General features: G+C 69.0%; 17 protein-coding genes. 12 read left to right on the top strand and 5 right to left on the bottom strand.

The window, feature by feature from the left end:
• The first annotated feature begins 164 nt into the window (after positions 1–164).
• The 4 genes from EG885_RS19190 to der all read left to right on the top strand — a co-directional run bounded on the left by EG885_RS19190 (position 165) and on the right by der (position 4440).
• Positions 165–764 carry a superoxide dismutase gene (locus EG885_RS19190; RefSeq protein WP_131577832.1) on the top strand — a complete coding sequence of 200 codons (600 nt, stop codon included), beginning with the start codon at positions 165–167 and terminating at the stop codon, positions 762–764.
• Between the two features lie 142 nt (positions 765–906).
• Positions 907–1590, top strand: coding sequence for a tetratricopeptide repeat protein (locus EG885_RS19195; protein ID WP_131577834.1), 684 nt, complete (start codon positions 907–909; stop codon positions 1588–1590).
• 52 nt (positions 1591–1642) lie between these two features.
• Positions 1643–2959 (top strand): PQQ-like beta-propeller repeat protein, encoded by a 1317-nt coding sequence (locus EG885_RS19200; protein ID WP_131577836.1) that lies wholly within the window; start codon positions 1643–1645, stop codon positions 2957–2959.
• Positions 2956–4440, top strand: a complete 1485-nt coding sequence (gene der, locus EG885_RS19205) for a ribosome biogenesis GTPase Der (RefSeq protein ID WP_131577838.1) — start codon at positions 2956–2958, stop codon at positions 4438–4440. Before EG885_RS19200 ends, der begins: the two co-directional genes overlap by 4 nt.
• 87 nt (positions 4441–4527) lie before the next feature.
• Here der and EG885_RS19210 read toward each other — a convergent pair whose 3' ends face one another.
• The 3 genes from EG885_RS19210 to EG885_RS19220 all read right to left on the bottom strand — a co-directional run bounded on the left by EG885_RS19210 (position 4528) and on the right by EG885_RS19220 (position 7186).
• Positions 4528–5283 carry a hypothetical protein gene (locus EG885_RS19210; protein WP_131577840.1) on the bottom strand — a complete coding sequence of 252 codons (756 nt, stop codon included), beginning with the start codon at positions 5281–5283 and terminating at the stop codon, positions 4528–4530.
• A gap of 52 nt (positions 5284–5335) precedes the next feature.
• A complete protein-coding gene (gene serS, locus EG885_RS19215; protein WP_131577842.1) occupies positions 5336–6628 on the bottom strand; it encodes a serine--tRNA ligase in 1293 nt (430 codons plus the stop codon).
• A gap of 138 nt (positions 6629–6766) precedes the next feature.
• Entirely contained in the window at positions 6767–7186 is a 420-nt protein-coding gene (locus EG885_RS19220) for a thioredoxin domain-containing protein (RefSeq protein ID WP_242679755.1), read from the bottom strand.
• A gap of 158 nt (positions 7187–7344) precedes the next feature.
• Here EG885_RS19220 and meaB point away from each other — a divergent pair, with 158 nt between their 5' ends.
• The 5 genes from meaB (at position 7345) to EG885_RS19240 (ending at position 10881) form a co-directional block, all read left to right on the top strand.
• Entirely contained in the window at positions 7345–8406 is a 1062-nt protein-coding gene (gene meaB, locus EG885_RS19225; protein WP_131577844.1) for a methylmalonyl Co-A mutase-associated GTPase MeaB, read from the top strand.
• Positions 8384–9448 carry a bifunctional transcriptional activator/DNA repair enzyme AdaA gene (locus EG885_RS19230; RefSeq protein ID WP_131577846.1) on the top strand — a complete coding sequence of 355 codons (1065 nt, stop codon included), beginning with the start codon at positions 8384–8386 and terminating at the stop codon, positions 9446–9448. The genes meaB and EG885_RS19230 overlap by 23 nt, the downstream gene beginning before the upstream one ends.
• A gap of 121 nt (positions 9449–9569) precedes the next feature.
• Positions 9570–9866, top strand: coding sequence for a 50S ribosomal protein L28 (gene rpmB, locus EG885_RS19235; protein WP_131577848.1), 297 nt, complete (start codon positions 9570–9572; stop codon positions 9864–9866).
• A 165-nt stretch (positions 9867–10031) separates the two neighbouring features.
• Positions 10032–10370, top strand: coding sequence for a hypothetical protein (locus tag EG885_RS22855; RefSeq protein WP_165571216.1), 339 nt, complete (start codon positions 10032–10034; stop codon positions 10368–10370).
• 34 nt (positions 10371–10404) lie between these two features.
• Positions 10405–10881 (top strand): copper chaperone PCu(A)C, encoded by a 477-nt coding sequence (locus EG885_RS19240; RefSeq protein WP_165571217.1) that lies wholly within the window; start codon positions 10405–10407, stop codon positions 10879–10881.
• A 62-nt stretch (positions 10882–10943) separates the two neighbouring features.
• Here the strand turns inward: EG885_RS19240 and EG885_RS19245 are convergent, their stop codons facing one another.
• Both EG885_RS19245 and EG885_RS19250 read right to left on the bottom strand, forming a co-directional pair.
• The gene (locus EG885_RS19245; RefSeq protein ID WP_131577852.1) at positions 10944–11603 is read right to left on the bottom strand and encodes an arylesterase; all 660 of its coding nucleotides are present in this window, start codon (positions 11601–11603) and stop codon (positions 10944–10946) included.
• On the bottom strand, positions 11600–14020 hold the full coding sequence (locus EG885_RS19250; RefSeq protein ID WP_131577854.1) for a heavy metal translocating P-type ATPase: 2421 nt from the start codon (positions 14018–14020) through the stop codon (positions 11600–11602). Before EG885_RS19250 ends, EG885_RS19245 begins: the two co-directional genes overlap by 4 nt.
• 76 nt (positions 14021–14096) lie before the next feature.
• Here EG885_RS19250 and EG885_RS19255 point away from each other — a divergent pair, with 76 nt between their 5' ends.
• From EG885_RS19255 to mnmH, 3 genes are all read left to right on the top strand, one after another.
• Entirely contained in the window at positions 14097–14381 is a 285-nt protein-coding gene (locus EG885_RS19255) for a hypothetical protein (RefSeq protein WP_131577856.1), read from the top strand.
• Between the two features lie 64 nt (positions 14382–14445).
• Positions 14446–15018 carry a L,D-transpeptidase gene (locus EG885_RS19260; protein ID WP_131577858.1) on the top strand — a complete coding sequence of 191 codons (573 nt, stop codon included), beginning with the start codon at positions 14446–14448 and terminating at the stop codon, positions 15016–15018.
• 2 nt (positions 15019–15020) lie between these two features.
• A complete protein-coding gene (gene mnmH / locus EG885_RS19265; protein WP_131577860.1) occupies positions 15021–16073 on the top strand; it encodes a tRNA 2-selenouridine(34) synthase MnmH in 1053 nt (350 codons plus the stop codon).
• Position 16074 lies beyond the last annotated feature (1 nt).

Genomic DNA, 16074 nt, shown 5'->3' on the forward strand with positions numbered 1-16074 from the left:
CCCCCTGCAGCGGTCCGCAAATATCCTCAGGGGGTGAATTGGCCGTCCCCGTCTTGACCGCCATCGGTCACAGGCCGGAACCCCCTCCGCCCCCTTGCGTTGAGCCTGCGAATGCGCGACGCTCTGCGCCGAACCAAGCACAACCCTTTCGAAAGGACCGCAAAATGGCCTTCACCCTTCCCGATCTTCCCTATTCCCATGACGCGCTGGAAGCCGGCGGCATGTCGCGCGAGACGCTGGAATTTCACCATGACAAGCACCACAACGCCTATGTCACCAAGCTGAACGAGCTGGTCGCAGGCACCGAATGGGACGGCAAGTCGCTGGAGGACATCGTCACCGGCACCTATCAGAAAGGCGCCGTGGCGCAGAATGGCATCTTCAACAATGCCAGCCAGCACTGGAACCATGCCCAGTTCTGGGAAATGATGGGTCCGAACCCGGGCGCGATGCCCACCCAGCTGGAAGCCGCAATCACCGACAGCTTCGGTTCGGTCGATGCGTTCAAGAAAAAGTTCGCCGAGGCCGGTGTCGGCCAGTTCGGTTCGGGCTGGGTCTGGCTGGTCAAGAATGCCGAAGGTACGCTGGAGATCACCAAGACCGAAAACGGCGTGAACCCGCTGTGCTTCGGCCAGACCGCCCTTCTGGGCTGCGACGTGTGGGAGCACAGCTATTACATCGACTTCCGCAATGCGCGTCCGAAATATCTGGAAAACTTCCTCGACAAGCTGGTGAACTGGGACAACGTGGCCTCGCGCCTCTGACCCGGTCCACCAGACCTGCTGCAAGGCCCGCCCCATCGGCGGGCCTTTTGCATGCGCGCGAACCGCTGCGCCGCCATTGGCTTTTCCGGTCGGGCCGGTATAAGACCACGGGAACGCAGGACAGATCGGACGATACGCGCCCATGGCCAATCAGAACGACAGCTTCATCGACGAGGTCACCGACGAATTGCGCCGCGACCGGCTTTACGGCTTCATGCGGCGCTATGGCTGGATCGTGGTTCTGGTCATCATCGCCGTCGTCGCGGCCACCGCATGGCGTGAATATGGCCGCGCGCAGGACCGGGCCGCCGCGCAGGACTGGGGCGACGCCGTTCTGGCGGCCGAGGCCTCGGGCGATCCGGCGGCGATTCTGGCGGTCGATCCGCAGGGATCGGCGGGACGCGCGGCATTGACCAGCCTGCTTGCGGCCTCGGCCGAGGTCGAGGCCGGCGACACGCAGGCCGCGGCCACCGCGCTGGAACAGCTGACCACCGATGCCCCGGAAGGCGCGCTGGCCGAACTGGCGCAACTGAAGCTGGTGATGCTGGGCGGACAGGACATGGACCCCGCCGAACGCGACGAGGTGCTGACCCGCCTGTCGCGCGCGGGCGCCCCGTTCGAATTGCTGGCGCTGGAACAAAAGGCCGTCGCGCTGATCGGCGCCGGACGCCCCGAGGATGCGATCACCCTGATCCGCCAGATCCAGGACAAGGACGGCTTGACCGAGGCCTTGCGCCGCCGCCTGTCCGAGATGATGATCGCCCTTGGCGTCGAGCCCGAGCCTGCCGAGACGGCAGGCGCGATGACAAGCGTCGCGGACCAGTAATGCCCGCAGGCGCGACGAAGACTGGACGAGGGGAGAGGCAGGGATGACCGCCATGCTGCGACTGACCTTGGCGCTGGCCGCCGGACTGGGACTTGCCAGCTGTGGCGACCGCGACATCATCCTGCCCGGAGAACGTCTGGACCCGCTGGCCGTGACCTCGCCCGGCGGTCCCGCCGTCGATGGCCCCCCGGGCATCACCGGCACCGCGCTGTCGCTGACCGCGCCCGTCAGCAATGCCGAATGGTCCCATCGCGGCGGCAATGCCGCCCATGCGCCCGGCCATCTGGCCTTGGGCGCGGGCACGCAGCGGCTGTTTTCGGCGCCGATCGGGCAGGCCGAAGATCGCCGCCACCGCATCACCGCCGATCCCATCGTCGCGGCGGGCCGGGTCTTTACCATGGACAGCCGCGCACGGGTGACCGCGACCGCCCTGACCGGCGGGCGGGCATGGTCCACCGACATCACCCCGCCTTTGGAAAACCCCGAAAGCGCCTCGGGCGGCGGGTTGGCCTATGCAGGGGGGCAGGTCTTTGCCACGACCGGCTTTGGCGAACTGGTGGCGATGGATGCCGCGACAGGCGCCGTGCAATGGCGCCAGCGCGTCGATGCGGCCATTGCCGGGGCGCCCACGGTGCAGGACGGGACCGTCTATGTCGCCGACCGCGCCTCGGTCGGTTGGGCGGTGCGGGCCAGCGACGGGCGGGTCTTGTGGCAGACCTCGGGAACGGCGTCGAATTCCGGCGTGATGGGCGGATCGGCCCCCGCCGTGCAGGGCGATACGGTGGTGTTTCCGTTTTCCTCGGGTCAGATCCTGTCCGTCGATCGTGCGACGGGCCTGACCAACTGGACGGCTCAGATCGCGGGCACCCGGACCGGACGGGCCATCGCGGTCATCCGCGAGCTGTCGGGCGATCCGGTGATCTCGGGCGGGCGGGTCTATGTGGGCAGCTCGTCAGGGCGCATGGATGCGGTCGATCTGGCGACCGGGCTGCAGGACTGGACCGCGCGCGACGGGGCGGCAAGCCCGGTCACCGTGGCGGGCGGATCGGTCTTTGCGGTCAATGATCAGGCCCAGCTGGTGCGGCTGGATGCCGCCACGGGCGGGGTCATCTGGCGCCAGCCCTTGCCCTATTTCACCACCGACCGGGTGCGGCGTCAGGATGCGGTCCATGCGCATTACGGACCCGTGCTGGCGGGGGGGAGGTTGCATGTCGCCTCCAGTGATGGCATGTTGCGCAGCTTCGATCCCGCCACCGGCGCGCTGGTCGGTCAGGTGCAGATCCCCGGTGGGGCTGCCTCGGCCCTTGCGGTTGCCGGTCAAACCCTTTACGTCGTTGCACGCAACGGCCAGTTGCATGCGTATAGATGACCTTTACACTCGCCATCGTCGGACGGCCCAATGTCGGCAAGTCCACTCTTTTCAACCGTCTTGTCGGCAAGAAGCTGGCGTTGGTCGATGACCAGCCCGGCGTGACCCGCGACCTGCGCGAAGGCGCGGGACGTCTTGGCGACCTGCGATTCATCGTGATCGACAGCGCCGGCCTTGAAATGGCCGAAGATGACAGCCTGCAGGGCCGCATGCGGCGCTTGACCGAACGCGCCGTGGACGAGGCCGATATCTGCCTGTTCGTGGTCGATGCGCGCCTTGGCATCACCGCCGCCGACGAATATTTCGCCGAAATCCTGCGCCGCCGCGCCAAGCATGTCATCGTCGCCGCCAACAAATCCGAAGGCCGCGCCGGAGAGGCGGGCGCGATGGAGGCCTATGCCCTGGGTCTTGGCGAACCGCTGCGCATCTCGGCCGAACATGGCGAGGGGATGGACGATCTGTACCGCGTCCTGATGCCGCTGTCGGATCAGATCGAGGCCGACCGGCCCGCGCCGATCGAGGCCGTGACCGATCTGGCCATCTCGGAAGCCGAGGCCGAATCGGGGGTCGGTGCCGAGGATTGGCGCCCGACCGCCGCGCGCCCGCTGCAGCTGGCCGTCATCGGACGGCCCAATGCCGGGAAATCGACGCTGATCAACAAGATCCTGGGTCAGGACCGCCTGCTGACCGGCCCCGAGGCCGGGATCACCCGCGATTCGATCAGCGTCACGACCGAGTTCATGGGCACGCATATGCGGATTTTCGACACGGCGGGCATGCGCAAGCGCGCCCGCGTGACCGAAAAGCTGGAAAAGCTGTCGGTGGCCGACGGGCTGCGCGCGGTGCGCTTTGCCGAGGTCGTCGTGGTTCTGCTGGATGTCGAGATCCCCTTCGAGACGCAGGATCTGCGCATCGCCGATTATGCCGAGACCGAAGGTCGCGCCGTCGTCATTGCGGTGAACAAGTGGGATACCGAGGATGACAAGTCGCACAAGCTGAACGAGATGCGCGCCAGTTTCGAAAAGCTGCTGCCGCAGCTGCGCGGCGCGCCGCTTGTCACCGTTTCGGCCAAGACCGGCAAGGGGCTGGACCGTTTGCACAATGCCGTCATCAAGGCGCATGAGGTCTGGAACCGTCGCGTGCCGACCGCGCGTCTGAACCAATGGCTGGGTGCAATGACCGAAAGCCATCCGCCCCCGGCGCCGGGCGGACGGCGCATCCGGTTGCGTTACATGACGCAGGTCAAGACGCGCCCGCCCGCCTTCATCGTCAAATCGACGCATACCGATCAGATCCCGACCAGCTATCAGCGCTATCTGATCAACGGGCTGCGGGCGGATTTCGACATGCCCGGCACGCCGATCCGGCTGTTCTTCCGCGATCAGGGCGGGGAAAACCCGTTCAAGGCCAAGGCGACCAAGATTGTGCAATCGGGCGCCCTGTCCAAGCACAAGAACCGCCAGAAACCCAAGGGCGACTGAGCGGAAGGGAAACAGAAAGGGGGCTGTCTGCCCCCCATCCGGCTGACGCCGGATCCCCCCCGAGGATACTTGAGCCAAGATGAAAGGTCAGCTGGCGGCGCGGACCAGAACCGAAGCCATGGCCGTGATGCCCAGAATGGCCGCGAGGGCGATGACCGGATCGCTGCCCATGGTGGTGACGGCCAGCCCGCAAAACGCCCAGATCAACGCCGTCGAATATCCGATGCTGGGGCCGATCCAGCTTTGCATGGCCATCCCGATCGCCGCGGCGGGCAGGATCGCCAGAGCCGAGACGGCCTGTATTGGCAGCCCGAACCGGTCCGCGGCCAGACCGGCCAGCGCGGCGGATGTCAGCGCAGTGGCCCATCCCGCAAAGAACCCGACGGCCGGGCGGTGGCGGCCCGCAGCATGGCGCGCGCCAAGCGTGGCGCACAGGGCGCTGAGCCCGGTGGCTGCGGCCAGCAGCAGCGGGCGGTCCAGCAGCAGCGGCCAGCCTGCGGCGCCGATCATCGCCGCTGTCATCAATGGCCAGACACGCGGACGTTCGGCCCGGATCTCGGGGCCGTCCGAGGGGTCGATGAACTGGCCGACCGCGTCCAGAAGGACCATCACCCAGATCGTGACCAACAGCGCCCACATGACCGGGTTCTGAGGGTTCAGATAGATCTGCGGGATGGACAAGGCGACGCTGCCCGGCTGCGGGGGCAGGGCGGCTGTCAACGGCCCCAGACTGCGCGCCGCATCGGGGATGACCGGATCGACGCCCCACAGCGCATAAGCAACTCCGGCGATCACGAAGATCACCGAGATTGTCATCTGCAGGGTTGTGCCAAGCCGTGTCATGCAGGCCAACGCGCTTGGGCGGTGGCAGTTTCGCGCCTCGCGCAATCCTGTATCAGACGAGGGCGCCGTCTGCCGTCAATCGGCCCGCCCCACTCAGATAGGGCCGTAATGCCTGCGGCAGCAGCACCGCGCCGTCGGCTTGCTGGCCGTTCTCCAGCACGGCAATCAGCGCCCGGCCCACCGCCAGACCCGATCCATTCAGCGTGTGCAAGAAGTCCGGCTTGCCGCCATCCTGCGGACGATAGCGGGCATTCATCCGCCGCGCCTGATAATCGCCGCAATAGCTGACGCTGCTGATCTCGCGATAGCGACCCTGGCCGGGCAGCCACACTTCCAGATCATGGGTGATGCGCGCGCCTGCGCCCATGTCGCCGGTGCACAGGACCAGCGTGCGATAGGGCAGCTGCAGCGCCTCCAGAACCGCCTCGGCGCAGCGGGTCATGCGGGCATGCTCGTCCAGACCTGTCTCGGCATCGGTCACCGACACCATCTCGACCTTTTCGAACTGATGCTGGCGCAGCATACCGGTGGTGTCGCGGCCCGCGCTGCCTGCCTCGGATCGGAAACACTGGCTGTGGGCCACCATGCGGCGGGGCAGGGCGGCATGATCCAGCAGATCGCCATGCACGGTGTTGGTCAGCGTCACCTCGGATGTGGGGATCAGCCAGTATCCTTCGCGGGTCTTGTAGCTGTCCTCGCCGAATTTGGGCAGCTGGCCGGTGCCCAGCATCATCTCCTCCAGGACCAGAACCGGGGTCCAGGTTTCCTGCAGGCCATGATGATCGACATGCAGATCCAGCATGAACTGGGCCAGCGCACGGTGAATGCGGGCTATCGCGCCCTTCAGGACAACAAAACGGCTGCCCGACAGCTTGGCGCCGGTCTCGAAATCCATCCCAGGAATGACGCCGGCGATCTGGAAATGCTCGACCGGGGTAAAGTCCAGCGCGGGCGGCGTGCCCCACCGGCGCAGCTCGACATTGTCGGCCTCGTCCCGTCCATCGGGCACGCGCTCCAGCGGCAGATTGGGCAGGCCCATCAGCAGATCGCGCAACTGGCCGTCCAGATCGCCGGCCTCGGTCTGCATGCGGGCCATATCGGCCTTGGTCTCGGCCACAAGCGCGCGCAGGCGGTCGAACTCCGCCTCGTCGCCGCGCGCCTTGGCGGCGCCGACGGCCTTGCTGGCGCGGTTCTGTTCGGCCTGCGCGGTCTCGGCGGCCTGAATGCGGGCGCGGCGGGCCTCGTCCAGCGACAGGATCTGCGCGGTCAGCCCGCTGAGGCCGCGGCGCTGCAGCGCGGCCTCGAATGCCTCGGGATTGTCACGGATCGCACGGATGTCATGCATGGCGGCACCTTCGCAGATTGACGTTCCGCTTGGCCTAGCGCAAGCCGCCGCCCGACAAAAGCCCAAGCCCCTGCATTGGTCCGCAAATATCCCGGGGAGTCGCGCTTGCGCGACGGGGCAGAGCCCCCTGCCGCCTCATCACCCGGCCCGGCCGCCCAAAGTCAGGCCCGACCTGGCCATCATGTCCTCCAGCACCGGATAGAAATGGGTCTGGCCGACATAGCCCTCGACCCGGCCCCGTTCGGTGCCCTGCGACAGCAGGATAAAGCTGGGGGTGATGCGGGGGCGGCGATCCAGCGCCAGCCCGTCGGGAAAGGGGCCGTCCACATCCACCTCGAACAGTGGTGCCGCGCGGCCTGCCGGGGATGCGGCAAAGCCGGGCCCGATCTCGGCGCGCCACTGGCGGCAGTAATGACAACTGGCCGAACCGACCATCATCAGCTGCCAGGGCCGGGCCTGCCAGTCGAGGGGTGCCGCGCGCAACAGGCCCGGCCAAGCCGCAAGGCCCGCAGCGATCAGCAGGCGGCGCCGGGACATCGACCAAGGGGCGGCGGGCATGGGGCGGATCCTTGCAAGGGCGATGGTCCAGATTACGCCTTGCCCGCCCATCGCACAAGCAGCCCCGCTGGCCGTGCCACGGCTGACGGGGATTGCCGCCCGCGCGGCGCTGGTCCAGTCTGGCGGCCTTAAAGGGGGCCTGTGGCGATGGGGCGGCGATGACGGATGATCTGCTGGAACCGCTTGTGCGGGGCGACCGCCGGGCGCTGTCGCGGGCGATAACGCTGGTCGAATCGACCCGGCCCGATCATCGCGACCGTGCGCAGCGGCTGATGGCCCTGTTGCCCGACCGGCAGGCCTTGCGGATCGGGATGTCGGGCACGCCCGGCGTCGGAAAATCCACCTTCATCGAGGCGTTCGGTCTGCGGCTGACCGGCGCGGGCCTGCGGGTGGCGGTGCTGGCGGTGGATCCGTCCTCGACCCGCTCGGGCGGCTCGATCCTGGGCGACAAGACCCGGATGGACCTGTTGTCGCGCGATCCGCGCGCCTTCATCCGGCCCAGTCCCTCCAGCGCGCAGCTGGGCGGCGTGGCGCGCCGCACGCGCGAGGCCGTGCGCCTGTGCGAGGCTGCGGGTCATGACATCGTGTTGATCGAGACGGTCGGGGTCGGCCAGTCGGAAACGCTGGTGGCGCAGATGTCGGATCTGTTCGTGCTGCTGCTGGCCCCTGCGGGCGGCGACGAATTGCAGGGCGTCAAGCGCGGCATCATGGAGATGGCCGACCTGATCCTGGTGAACAAGGCCGATGGCGCGCTGCTCTCGACCGCCCGACGCACAGTCGCCGATTATGCGGGTGCGCTGCGGTTGCTGCGCAAGCGCGAGCACGACCCCGATGGCTTTCCCCGGGCGCTGCCGGTCTCGGCCACGACCGGGGCGGGCCTCGACGAGGCCTGGGCGCAGATGCAGGCGCTGGCCGCATGGCGGCGCGAGCACGGGCATCTGGACCGGCTGCGGGCCGGGCAGGCGCGCGACTGGTTTCTGTCGGAATTGCGCGCGGGCCTGCTGGCGCGGCTCGATGCGCCCGCCGCCCGTGCCCGGATCGCGGATCTGGGTGGGCAGGTCGCGGCGGGCCATCTGGCGCCGGGGCTGGCGGCGCAACAGGTGCTGGACTGGCTGGACCATCCGGATGCGCTGCGCGTTCCGGCGCCCCATGCGTCCCGCGAATCGCCTAGGATGGCCGGAACAGGAGGCATCCCCGATGCGCGATCTGACCGATCATGACACGCTTTATGCCGCCCTGCTGGCGCGCGATCCGGCCTTTGACGGGCGGGCGCTGGTGGGCGTCACCTCGACCGGGATCTTTTGCCGGCTGACCTGCCCGGCCCGCAAGCCGCGCCCGGAAAACTGCCGCTGGTTCGCGGATGCGGGGGCGGCCCGGGCGGCGGGGTTCCGGCCCTGCCTGCGCTGTCATCCCGACGCCGGGGTGCCGCCTCTGGTGGCGCAGCTGACCGCCGCCCTGGCCGCGCGTCCGGGACATCGCTGGTCGCAGGGCGATCTGGTGGCGCTTGGGCACGACCCCTCGACCGTGCGGCGGGTCTTTCGCCAGCATCTGGGGCAAAGCTTTCTGCAGATGGCCCGGGCCGCGCGGTTGCGGCAGGGCATGGTGGCACTGACACGGGGGGATCCGATGATCGAGGCGCAGCTGGAGGCCGGATTCGATTCGGCCTCGGGGTTCCGGGGGGCGTTCGCGCGGCTGTTCGGCCATCCGCCGCATCTGATGCGGGGGGGCGCCGATCTGCGCGCCGATTGGATCGACACGCCGCTTGGGGGCATGATCGCGATTGCCGATGACGATGTGCTGCATCTGCTGGAATTCACCGACCGCAAGGCGTTGCCGCAGGGGCTGCGGCGGCTGTCGGTGCTGGCGGGCGGGCGCATCGGGCTGGGCCGCAGCGCCGTGACCGACCGGACCGAGGCCGCGTTGCAGGCCTTTTTCGCCGGGCGGGACGGTCGGCTGGACCTGCCGGTGCGCTTGCAGGGCACGCCCTTTCAGATGCGGGTCTGGCAGGAATTGCAGGCGATCCCCGCAGGCCGGACGCGCAGCTATGGGCAGTTGGCGGCGGCCATCGGGCGCCCCACGGCGGTCCGGGCGGTGGCGGCGGCCAATGGCGCGAACCGTCTGGCGCTGGTCGTGCCCTGTCACCGGGTCATCGGCACGGATGGCAGCATGACCGGATATGCGGGCGGGTTGTGGCGCAAACAGCGGCTGATCGCGTTGGAAACCGGCTATGGCGCGGTAGGGGAATTGCCCGACAAGGCTTGACGCAGGGCTTTGGGCGCTGTAACCACCCGCGAACGGAATTCCGGGCGCTGCCTCGCGGCGCCCTTTCACATTGGGCGGACCCATCGGGGACTGCCTGCCAGCCTGGACGAAGGAACACACCATGTCGCGCGTCTGCGAACTGACCGGCAAAGGCCCGATGAGCGGTAACAATGTCAGCCATGCCAACAACAGGACCCGTCGCCGGTTCCTGCCCAACCTGAACGAGGTCACGCTGCTGTCCGATAAACTGGGCCGTGGCTTTTCGCTGAAGATCTCGGCAGCGGCACTGCGCTCGGTCGATCACCGTGGCGGTCTGGACGCGTTCCTGGCCAAAGCCAAGGATGCCGAGCTGTCGGACCGCGCGATGAAGATCAAGCGCGATCTGGTCAAGGCCGAAGCGGCAACCGCCGAGGCCTGATCCGGCCACGGGCTGACCCTGCAATGGCCCTGCCGTTCCGGCGGGGCTTTCGCATGTTTGGCGGATGCTGTGGGGCCGATGCTGGTGGGCTCAGAACGGCGGGATGGCGCGCGCTGCGACCGATTGCCTGCTGACCCCGGCCCGGCCAGCGGCTAGATTGCCCCGATGATGCGCCCCTTGCCCCTGATCCTGATCCTTGCCGTGATGCTGACCAGCATCGGGCTGGGGGCTGCGCGCGGCACGGTGCGGATGGGCGATCAAATCGTGCTGTGCACCGGGCATGGGGTCGTGGTGATCCAGCGACCCGGCGAATCGGTCCCCTCCACCCATCTCTGCCCCGACATGGCGCTGTCGCTGATGGCTGCCGTCGCGCCTGCCGATGTGGTGCTGGACGACCGCCGCCTGTCGTCGCGGCATCTGGCCCCCGGTCCCGTCCCGGCTGCTGCCCCCGTGGCGCGCGCGCAGGCGCGGGTGCGTGATCCTCCGGCCGCCCTGCGCGGCTGACGATCACATTCCGACCGAATCCAAAGGACTGACCATGAAAACCCTGACCCTTGCCGCATTTGCGGCCCTGACTCCCATGGCCGCGCTGGCCCATGACGGTATGCACATCAACGACGCCTATGTCCGCAGCACCAATCCCAAGGTGGGTGCGGTCTTTCTGCAGCTGGAAAACCATCGGCAGGTTCCCTGCACCCTGAAATCCGTCTCCACCGCCGCAGCCGAGCGGGCGGAACTGCACACGCATCTGGAAGAGGATGGCGTGATGAAGATGGGTGCGATCGAAGGCGGCATCCCCGTCGAGGCCGGGCAAAGCCACGATCTGGCGCGCGGCGGCGATCACATCATGCTGCTGGGCCTGACCGAGCCGCTGAACGATGGCGACAGCCTGACCCTGACCCTCGATTTCGGCGATTGCGGCACCGAAGAAGCCGATGCCGTCGTCGACAACCAGCGTGCCGAGGGCGCGGGCGCCCCTGCCGCCCCCGCCGAGGATCCGCACGCGAATCACTGATCCCGATCCTGCGCGGCAGGCAGACGACAAGGGCGGTCCTGCGGGGCCGCCCTTTTGGTGTCTCACCCCGTGCGCGCGACCAGATCCGCCGCGACCGGCCCCAGATGATCGACCAGCATCCGCACCCCGGTGGCCGAGGGGTGGACTCCGTCGCGCAGCAGCAAGGGACCGCGCGCCTCGGGGGCGACGGCGGCAAAGGGGGCATACAGGTCGGGCAGCAGCAGCGCGCCGTGGCGTTCGGCCAGACGCGGCCAGATCTGTCCCCAGTCCCGGCGCCATGCGGGATCGCCCGCAGGCGCGTGGATGCCGACCAGCAGCAGCGGGCGCCCGCCAGTGCCTGCGGTGGTCAGGATCGCGTCCAGATTGTCCTCGCCCGCGTCGGGCTGCCAGCCGCGCAGCATGTCATTGCCGCCCAGCTCGACGATGACGGCATCGGGGCGGTGGCGGCGCATCGAGACCTCGATCCGCACCCGCCCGCCATAGGTCGTGTCGCCCGACAGTCCGCCATCGATCAGCTGTGCTGGCCGCCCGCTGGCCACCAGCCAGTCCGACAGCCGGGGCACCAGCCCCTCGCCCGGGGCCAGGCCATAGCCCGCCGTCAGGCTGTCGCCGAAACACAGGATGCGCGGCAGGCTTTGGGCACGGGCCGATTGGGGCCACAGGATCGCGGTCAGGGGCAGGGCTGCGGCAAGCGCCAGCAGGTCGCGTCGGGTCAGGGTCATCCGGCTCTCCGAAGTCGCAGGGCATTGCCGACCACGAAGACCGAGGACAACGCCATCGCCCCGGCCCCCAGCATCGGCGACAATTGCGGCCCACCAAAGGGCACCAGCAGCCCCATGGCAACCGGGATCAAGGCAATGTTATAGGCAAAGGCCCAGAACAGGTTCTGACGGATGTTGCGCATCACCGCCCGGCTGAGCCCGATGGCGCGGACCACGCCCTGCGGATCGCCCGACATCAGCACCGCATCCGCCGATTCGATGGCGATGTCGGTGCCCGTCCCGATGGCGATGCCCGTGCCTGCCGCAGCCAGCGCCGGGGCATCGTTGATCCCGTCGCCCACGAAGACGCTGTCCGGCCCCATCGCGCGAATGCGGTCCAGCTTGTCGGCGGGGGTCAGCCCGGCCTCGATCCGGGTCATGCCAAGGCGTGCGCCCACGGCCTGCGCAGTGGCGGGCAGATCGCCCGACAGCATTGCCGTGCCCAGCCCCATCCGGTGCAGTGCCGCGATGGCCGCCGCCGATTGGGGGCGCAGCGGGTCGGCCAGCGCAAAGGTGGCGACATGGGTGCCGTCCACGGCCAGATGCACCGGCGTCGCGCCCTGATCCGCCGCCGCATTGGCATGGGCCATCAGGGCGGGGTCGGGGGTGATCCCGGCTTCGGTCAGGGCCGCGCGGTTTCCGATGCGCAAGGCATGGCCCTCGACCGTGGCGGTCAGACCGCGACCGGGTGCGGCGGTCATACCCTGGGCCGGGGGCAGCGCGATGCCCGCCGCCCGGGACAGGATCGCCGTGGCCAGCGGGTGTTCCGAGCGTGCCTCGGCAGCGGCGGTCAGGCGCAGGGCCGCGTCCTGGGGGATGCCTGTCGTCCAGATCTCGGTGACCCGGGGGCGGCCTTCGGTCAGGGTGCCGGTCTTGTCAAAACCCACGATCCGAGCCCGGGCCAGACGCTGCAACGCCTCGCCGCGCCGGAACAGCACGCCCAGCTGCGCGCCGCGCCCGCTGCCCACCATGATCGAGACCGGGACCGCCAGCCCCATCGCGCATGGGCAGGCGATGATCAGGACCGACACTGCCGCCACGACCGCATGGGCCAGATCCGGGCCAAAGGCCAGCCACAGCGCGAATGTCAGCACCGCCAGCGCCATGACCACCGGCACGAAGATCCGCGTCACCCGGTCGACCAGCGCCTGCACAGGCAGCCGCGCCGCCTGCGCCTGTTCGACGATGGCGATGATCCGCGACAGGACCGTATCGGCGCCGGTCGCCTTCACCCGATAGGTCAGGGCCGAGGCGCCGTTGACCGTCCCCCCCGTTACCGCATCGCCGGGGGCCTTGGCGACCGGCATGGGTTCACCGCTCAGCATGGATTCGTCGATGGCGCCGTGACCTTCGGTCAGGATGCCGTCCAGGGCCACCCGCTCTCCGGGGGAAAGCTGGACCAGATCGCCGGGGCGCAGATCGGCGGCGGCCCGGCGGACGGGCTGGCCGTCCTGCAGCGCGGTGACATGGTCGGGGGTCAGGTCGATCAGCGCCCGGATCGCGGCGCCCGCCTGCCCCTTGGCCCGCGCCTCCAGCCAGCGGCCCATCAGGATCAGGGTGACGATGACCGCCGCCGCCTCGAACCAGACCTGGCGCGAGGCCGGGGGCAAAAGGCCCGGCGCCAGCGTCACCACGACCGAGAAGGCAAAGGCCGTGCCCGCCCCAAGGGCCACAAGGCTGTTCATCTCGGGCGTGCCGCGCAGCAAGGCGGGGATGCCGGTGGTGAAGAACCGCCCGCCCGGCCCGGCCAGCACCGCAAGAACCAGTGCCATCTGCATCAGCCACAGCGCCTGCATCGGGATCAGCCCGTGCAGCCAATGGTGAAAGGCCGGGATCAGGTGGCCGCCCATCTCGGCCACAAAGACCGGCAGGGTCAGCAGGGCCGCGATGACAAAGGCGCGGCGCAGGGCCTGCGCCTCGTCCACCGGCAGGGGGGCGGGACCGTCCGTCAAGACCGTCGAGGGATAGCCCAGATCGGAGACGATCCGCGCCAGCGCATGGGGTGTCAGGCCCGGTGCATGGGTCACCAGCGCGCGCCCGGTGGCCAGATTGACCTGCGCATCGGCCACGTCGGGTCGGGCCGACAGGGTCCGGGCGACGCGGCCCGAACAGGACGCGCAGCTCATCCCCGTGATGGTCAGCCGGGTCGCGGGCAGGTCGGCGGGATATCCCGCATCGATCAGCGTCTGACGGACCTGCGGCAGGGTCGCGCCATCCAGTGCCAGATGCGCCTGTTTCGTGACGGGATTCACGGTCAGATCGCGGATGCCCGGCAGGGCGTCCAGCGCGCGGGTGACACGACCGGCGCAGGCCCCGCACGTGATGCCGGGGATGGTCAGGTCAAGGTGGGTCGGTTCAGTTCGGGGGGATGATGTCATGTCCGGGTCCACTGATGATGCGGGAAGGGGGATGCAGCATCAGCGACAGCGGCGGCGCCTGCGGACAAGGAGGGGCATGATCGGGCAGATCCCGGCGCGGGACGGCATCGACGGAACGCGGTTCGGGTCGGGAGGGCGCGGCACGGGCCAGACGGGGCCGGGCGCCCTGATGGCAGCGGCAGGCGCGGTCGCCCCGGCCCCGGCACAGATGCGCGGGCCGGGTGGCGGCGCTGCGCGTCGCGGCACGGCTGGCACAGCAATCGGGTCGGGGATCGGCTGTCGTCATCCCCTACAGATGTGGCCGCCATGCCGCGCGGTCAAGCCCGTCTGCCCCCGCAACCGGCCCGCAACAGGGACGTGAGTTGCGGTGCAGGGGGTTTTGCCTGTATCTGGGACAAAACGACACCCGGACGAGGACCCCCGCCATGAACCGTCGTCAGATCATCTCGATGGCCGCCCTGCTGGCCGCCGCTCCTGCGTTGGCGATGGGCCAGACCGCAGCACCCGCCGTCGCCGCCGTGCCCGCAGCCGACCCCTATGCGCCCGTCGAGGTCGCCATCCGCGACGATTTCGAAGTCGGCAGCATCGTCGTCGTCAGCCGCGATTTCTTTCTGTATCATGTGACGGCACCGGGCAGGGCGGTGCGCTATGGCGTGGCCGTGGGCACCGCCGAGCTGGTCTGGAAGGGCAAGGCCACCATCGGGCGCAAGGTCGAATGGCCCAGCTGGCGCCCCACGAATGACATGATCGAACGCAACCCCGACGCCTATCTGAAATATGCCGACGGGATGCCCGGCGGGCCGGAAAACCCCTTGGGCGCGCGGGCGCTGTATCTGTATGACGACCGCGGCAACGACACCGCGATCCGCATCCATGGAACGACGCAGCCGGGGTCGATCGGTCAGGCGGTGTCGAACGGCTGTCTGCGGATGCGCAACGAGGCGGTGATCAGCCTGTTCGATCAGGTGCCGATCGGCACGCCCGTCTACGTCTTCTGATCTTGATGCTGCGACTGGCCGATGTGGCGGACCCTGCTCTGGCGGGGTTCGACGACATCATAGACGTGCGCGCCCCCGCCGAATATGCCGAGGATCATCTGCCCGGCGCGATCAATCTGCCGGTCCTGACCGACGAGGAACGCGCCCGCGTCGGCACGATCTATAAGCAGGCCTCGCCCTTTGATGCGCGCAAGCTGGGTGCGGCGCTGGTCGCGGCTAATGCGGCGCGGCATCTGACCGGACCTCTGGCGGATCGGGGCGGGGCGTGGAAGCCTCTGGTCTATTGCTGGCGGGGCGGGCAGCGGTCGGGCAGTTTCGCGACCATTCTGGAACAGATCGGCTGGCGGGTGGGCCGGATCGAGGGCGGCTACAAGGCCTGGCGCGCGCTGGTCGTGGACCGGGTCCAGAACGGTCCGATCGCATCGCAGGTCGTGGTTCTGGACGGCAATACCGGCAGCGCCAAGACCGCGATCCTGCACCGGCTGGCGGCGCGCGGGCATCAGGTCATCGATCTGGAGGGGCTGGCCCAGCATCGCGGCAGCCTGTTCGGCGCCATGCCCGGCGGGCAGCCCGGCCAGAAGATGTTCGAGGGGCGGCTGGCGCTGGCCATCGCTGCGCTGGACCCCGCCCGCCCCGTGCTGGTCGAGGCCGAAAGCAGCCGCATCGGCGATGTGAACCTGCCCAAGGCGATCTGGCAGGCGATCTGCGCTGCGCCGCGCTTGCAGCTGCAGGTGCCTCTGGCGGCGCGGGCGGGTTTCACCGCCGCCACCTATGGCGACATGGTGGCCGATCCGGCCCGGGTCTCGGCGATCCTCGACCGCATGGCCCCTCAGCATCCGGCCGAGCGGATCGCCGCATGGCGCGGGATGCTGGACCGGCAAAGCTGGCAGGATCTGTCCGAGGGGCTGCTGTGCCACCACTATGATCCCCGCTATCAGCGCCACCGGCAGCGCCACGAGGACGGGCGGGGCGTCAGCGTCGCGCTGGCCGGGCTGGGCGATCTGGAGGCGGCCGCCCTGGCGGTCGAGGCGGCGATGGGGCGGTTGATCCCCTGAG

This window comes from Paracoccus nototheniae (genome assembly GCF_004335005.1).
Taxonomy (GTDB): domain Bacteria; phylum Pseudomonadota; class Alphaproteobacteria; order Rhodobacterales; family Rhodobacteraceae; genus Paracoccus; species Paracoccus nototheniae.

Excerpts from the sequence above, each read along its gene's own strand:
- EG885_RS19210 (WP_131577840.1), bottom strand. The coding sequence starts at position 5,283 with ATGACACGGCTTGGCACAACCCTGCAGATGACAATCTCGGTGATCTTC.
- der (WP_131577838.1), top strand. The coding sequence starts at position 2,956 with ATGACCTTTACACTCGCCATCGTCGGACGGCCCAATGTCGGCAAGTCC.
- EG885_RS19260 (WP_131577858.1), top strand. The coding sequence starts at position 14,446 with ATGAACCGTCGTCAGATCATCTCGATGGCCGCCCTGCTGGCCGCCGCT.
- EG885_RS19250 (WP_131577854.1), bottom strand. The coding sequence starts at position 14,020 with ATGACATCATCCCCCCGAACTGAACCGACCCACCTTGACCTGACCATC.
- EG885_RS19230 (WP_131577846.1), top strand. The coding sequence starts at position 8,384 with ATGCGCGATCTGACCGATCATGACACGCTTTATGCCGCCCTGCTGGCG.
- EG885_RS19190 (WP_131577832.1), top strand. The coding sequence starts at position 165 with ATGGCCTTCACCCTTCCCGATCTTCCCTATTCCCATGACGCGCTGGAA.
- meaB (WP_131577844.1), top strand. The coding sequence starts at position 7,345 with ATGACGGATGATCTGCTGGAACCGCTTGTGCGGGGCGACCGCCGGGCG.
- EG885_RS19240 (WP_165571217.1), top strand. The coding sequence starts at position 10,405 with ATGAAAACCCTGACCCTTGCCGCATTTGCGGCCCTGACTCCCATGGCC.
- rpmB (WP_131577848.1), top strand. The coding sequence starts at position 9,570 with ATGTCGCGCGTCTGCGAACTGACCGGCAAAGGCCCGATGAGCGGTAAC.
- EG885_RS19195 (WP_131577834.1), top strand. The coding sequence starts at position 907 with ATGGCCAATCAGAACGACAGCTTCATCGACGAGGTCACCGACGAATTG.
- EG885_RS19200 (WP_131577836.1), top strand. The coding sequence starts at position 1,643 with ATGCTGCGACTGACCTTGGCGCTGGCCGCCGGACTGGGACTTGCCAGC.
- EG885_RS19255 (WP_131577856.1), top strand. The coding sequence starts at position 14,097 with ATGATCGGGCAGATCCCGGCGCGGGACGGCATCGACGGAACGCGGTTC.
- EG885_RS19245 (WP_131577852.1), bottom strand. The coding sequence starts at position 11,603 with ATGACCCTGACCCGACGCGACCTGCTGGCGCTTGCCGCAGCCCTGCCC.
- EG885_RS19220 (WP_242679755.1), bottom strand. The coding sequence starts at position 7,186 with ATGCCCGCCGCCCCTTGGTCGATGTCCCGGCGCCGCCTGCTGATCGCT.
- EG885_RS22855 (WP_165571216.1), top strand. The coding sequence starts at position 10,032 with ATGATGCGCCCCTTGCCCCTGATCCTGATCCTTGCCGTGATGCTGACC.
- serS (WP_131577842.1), bottom strand. The coding sequence starts at position 6,628 with ATGCATGACATCCGTGCGATCCGTGACAATCCCGAGGCATTCGAGGCC.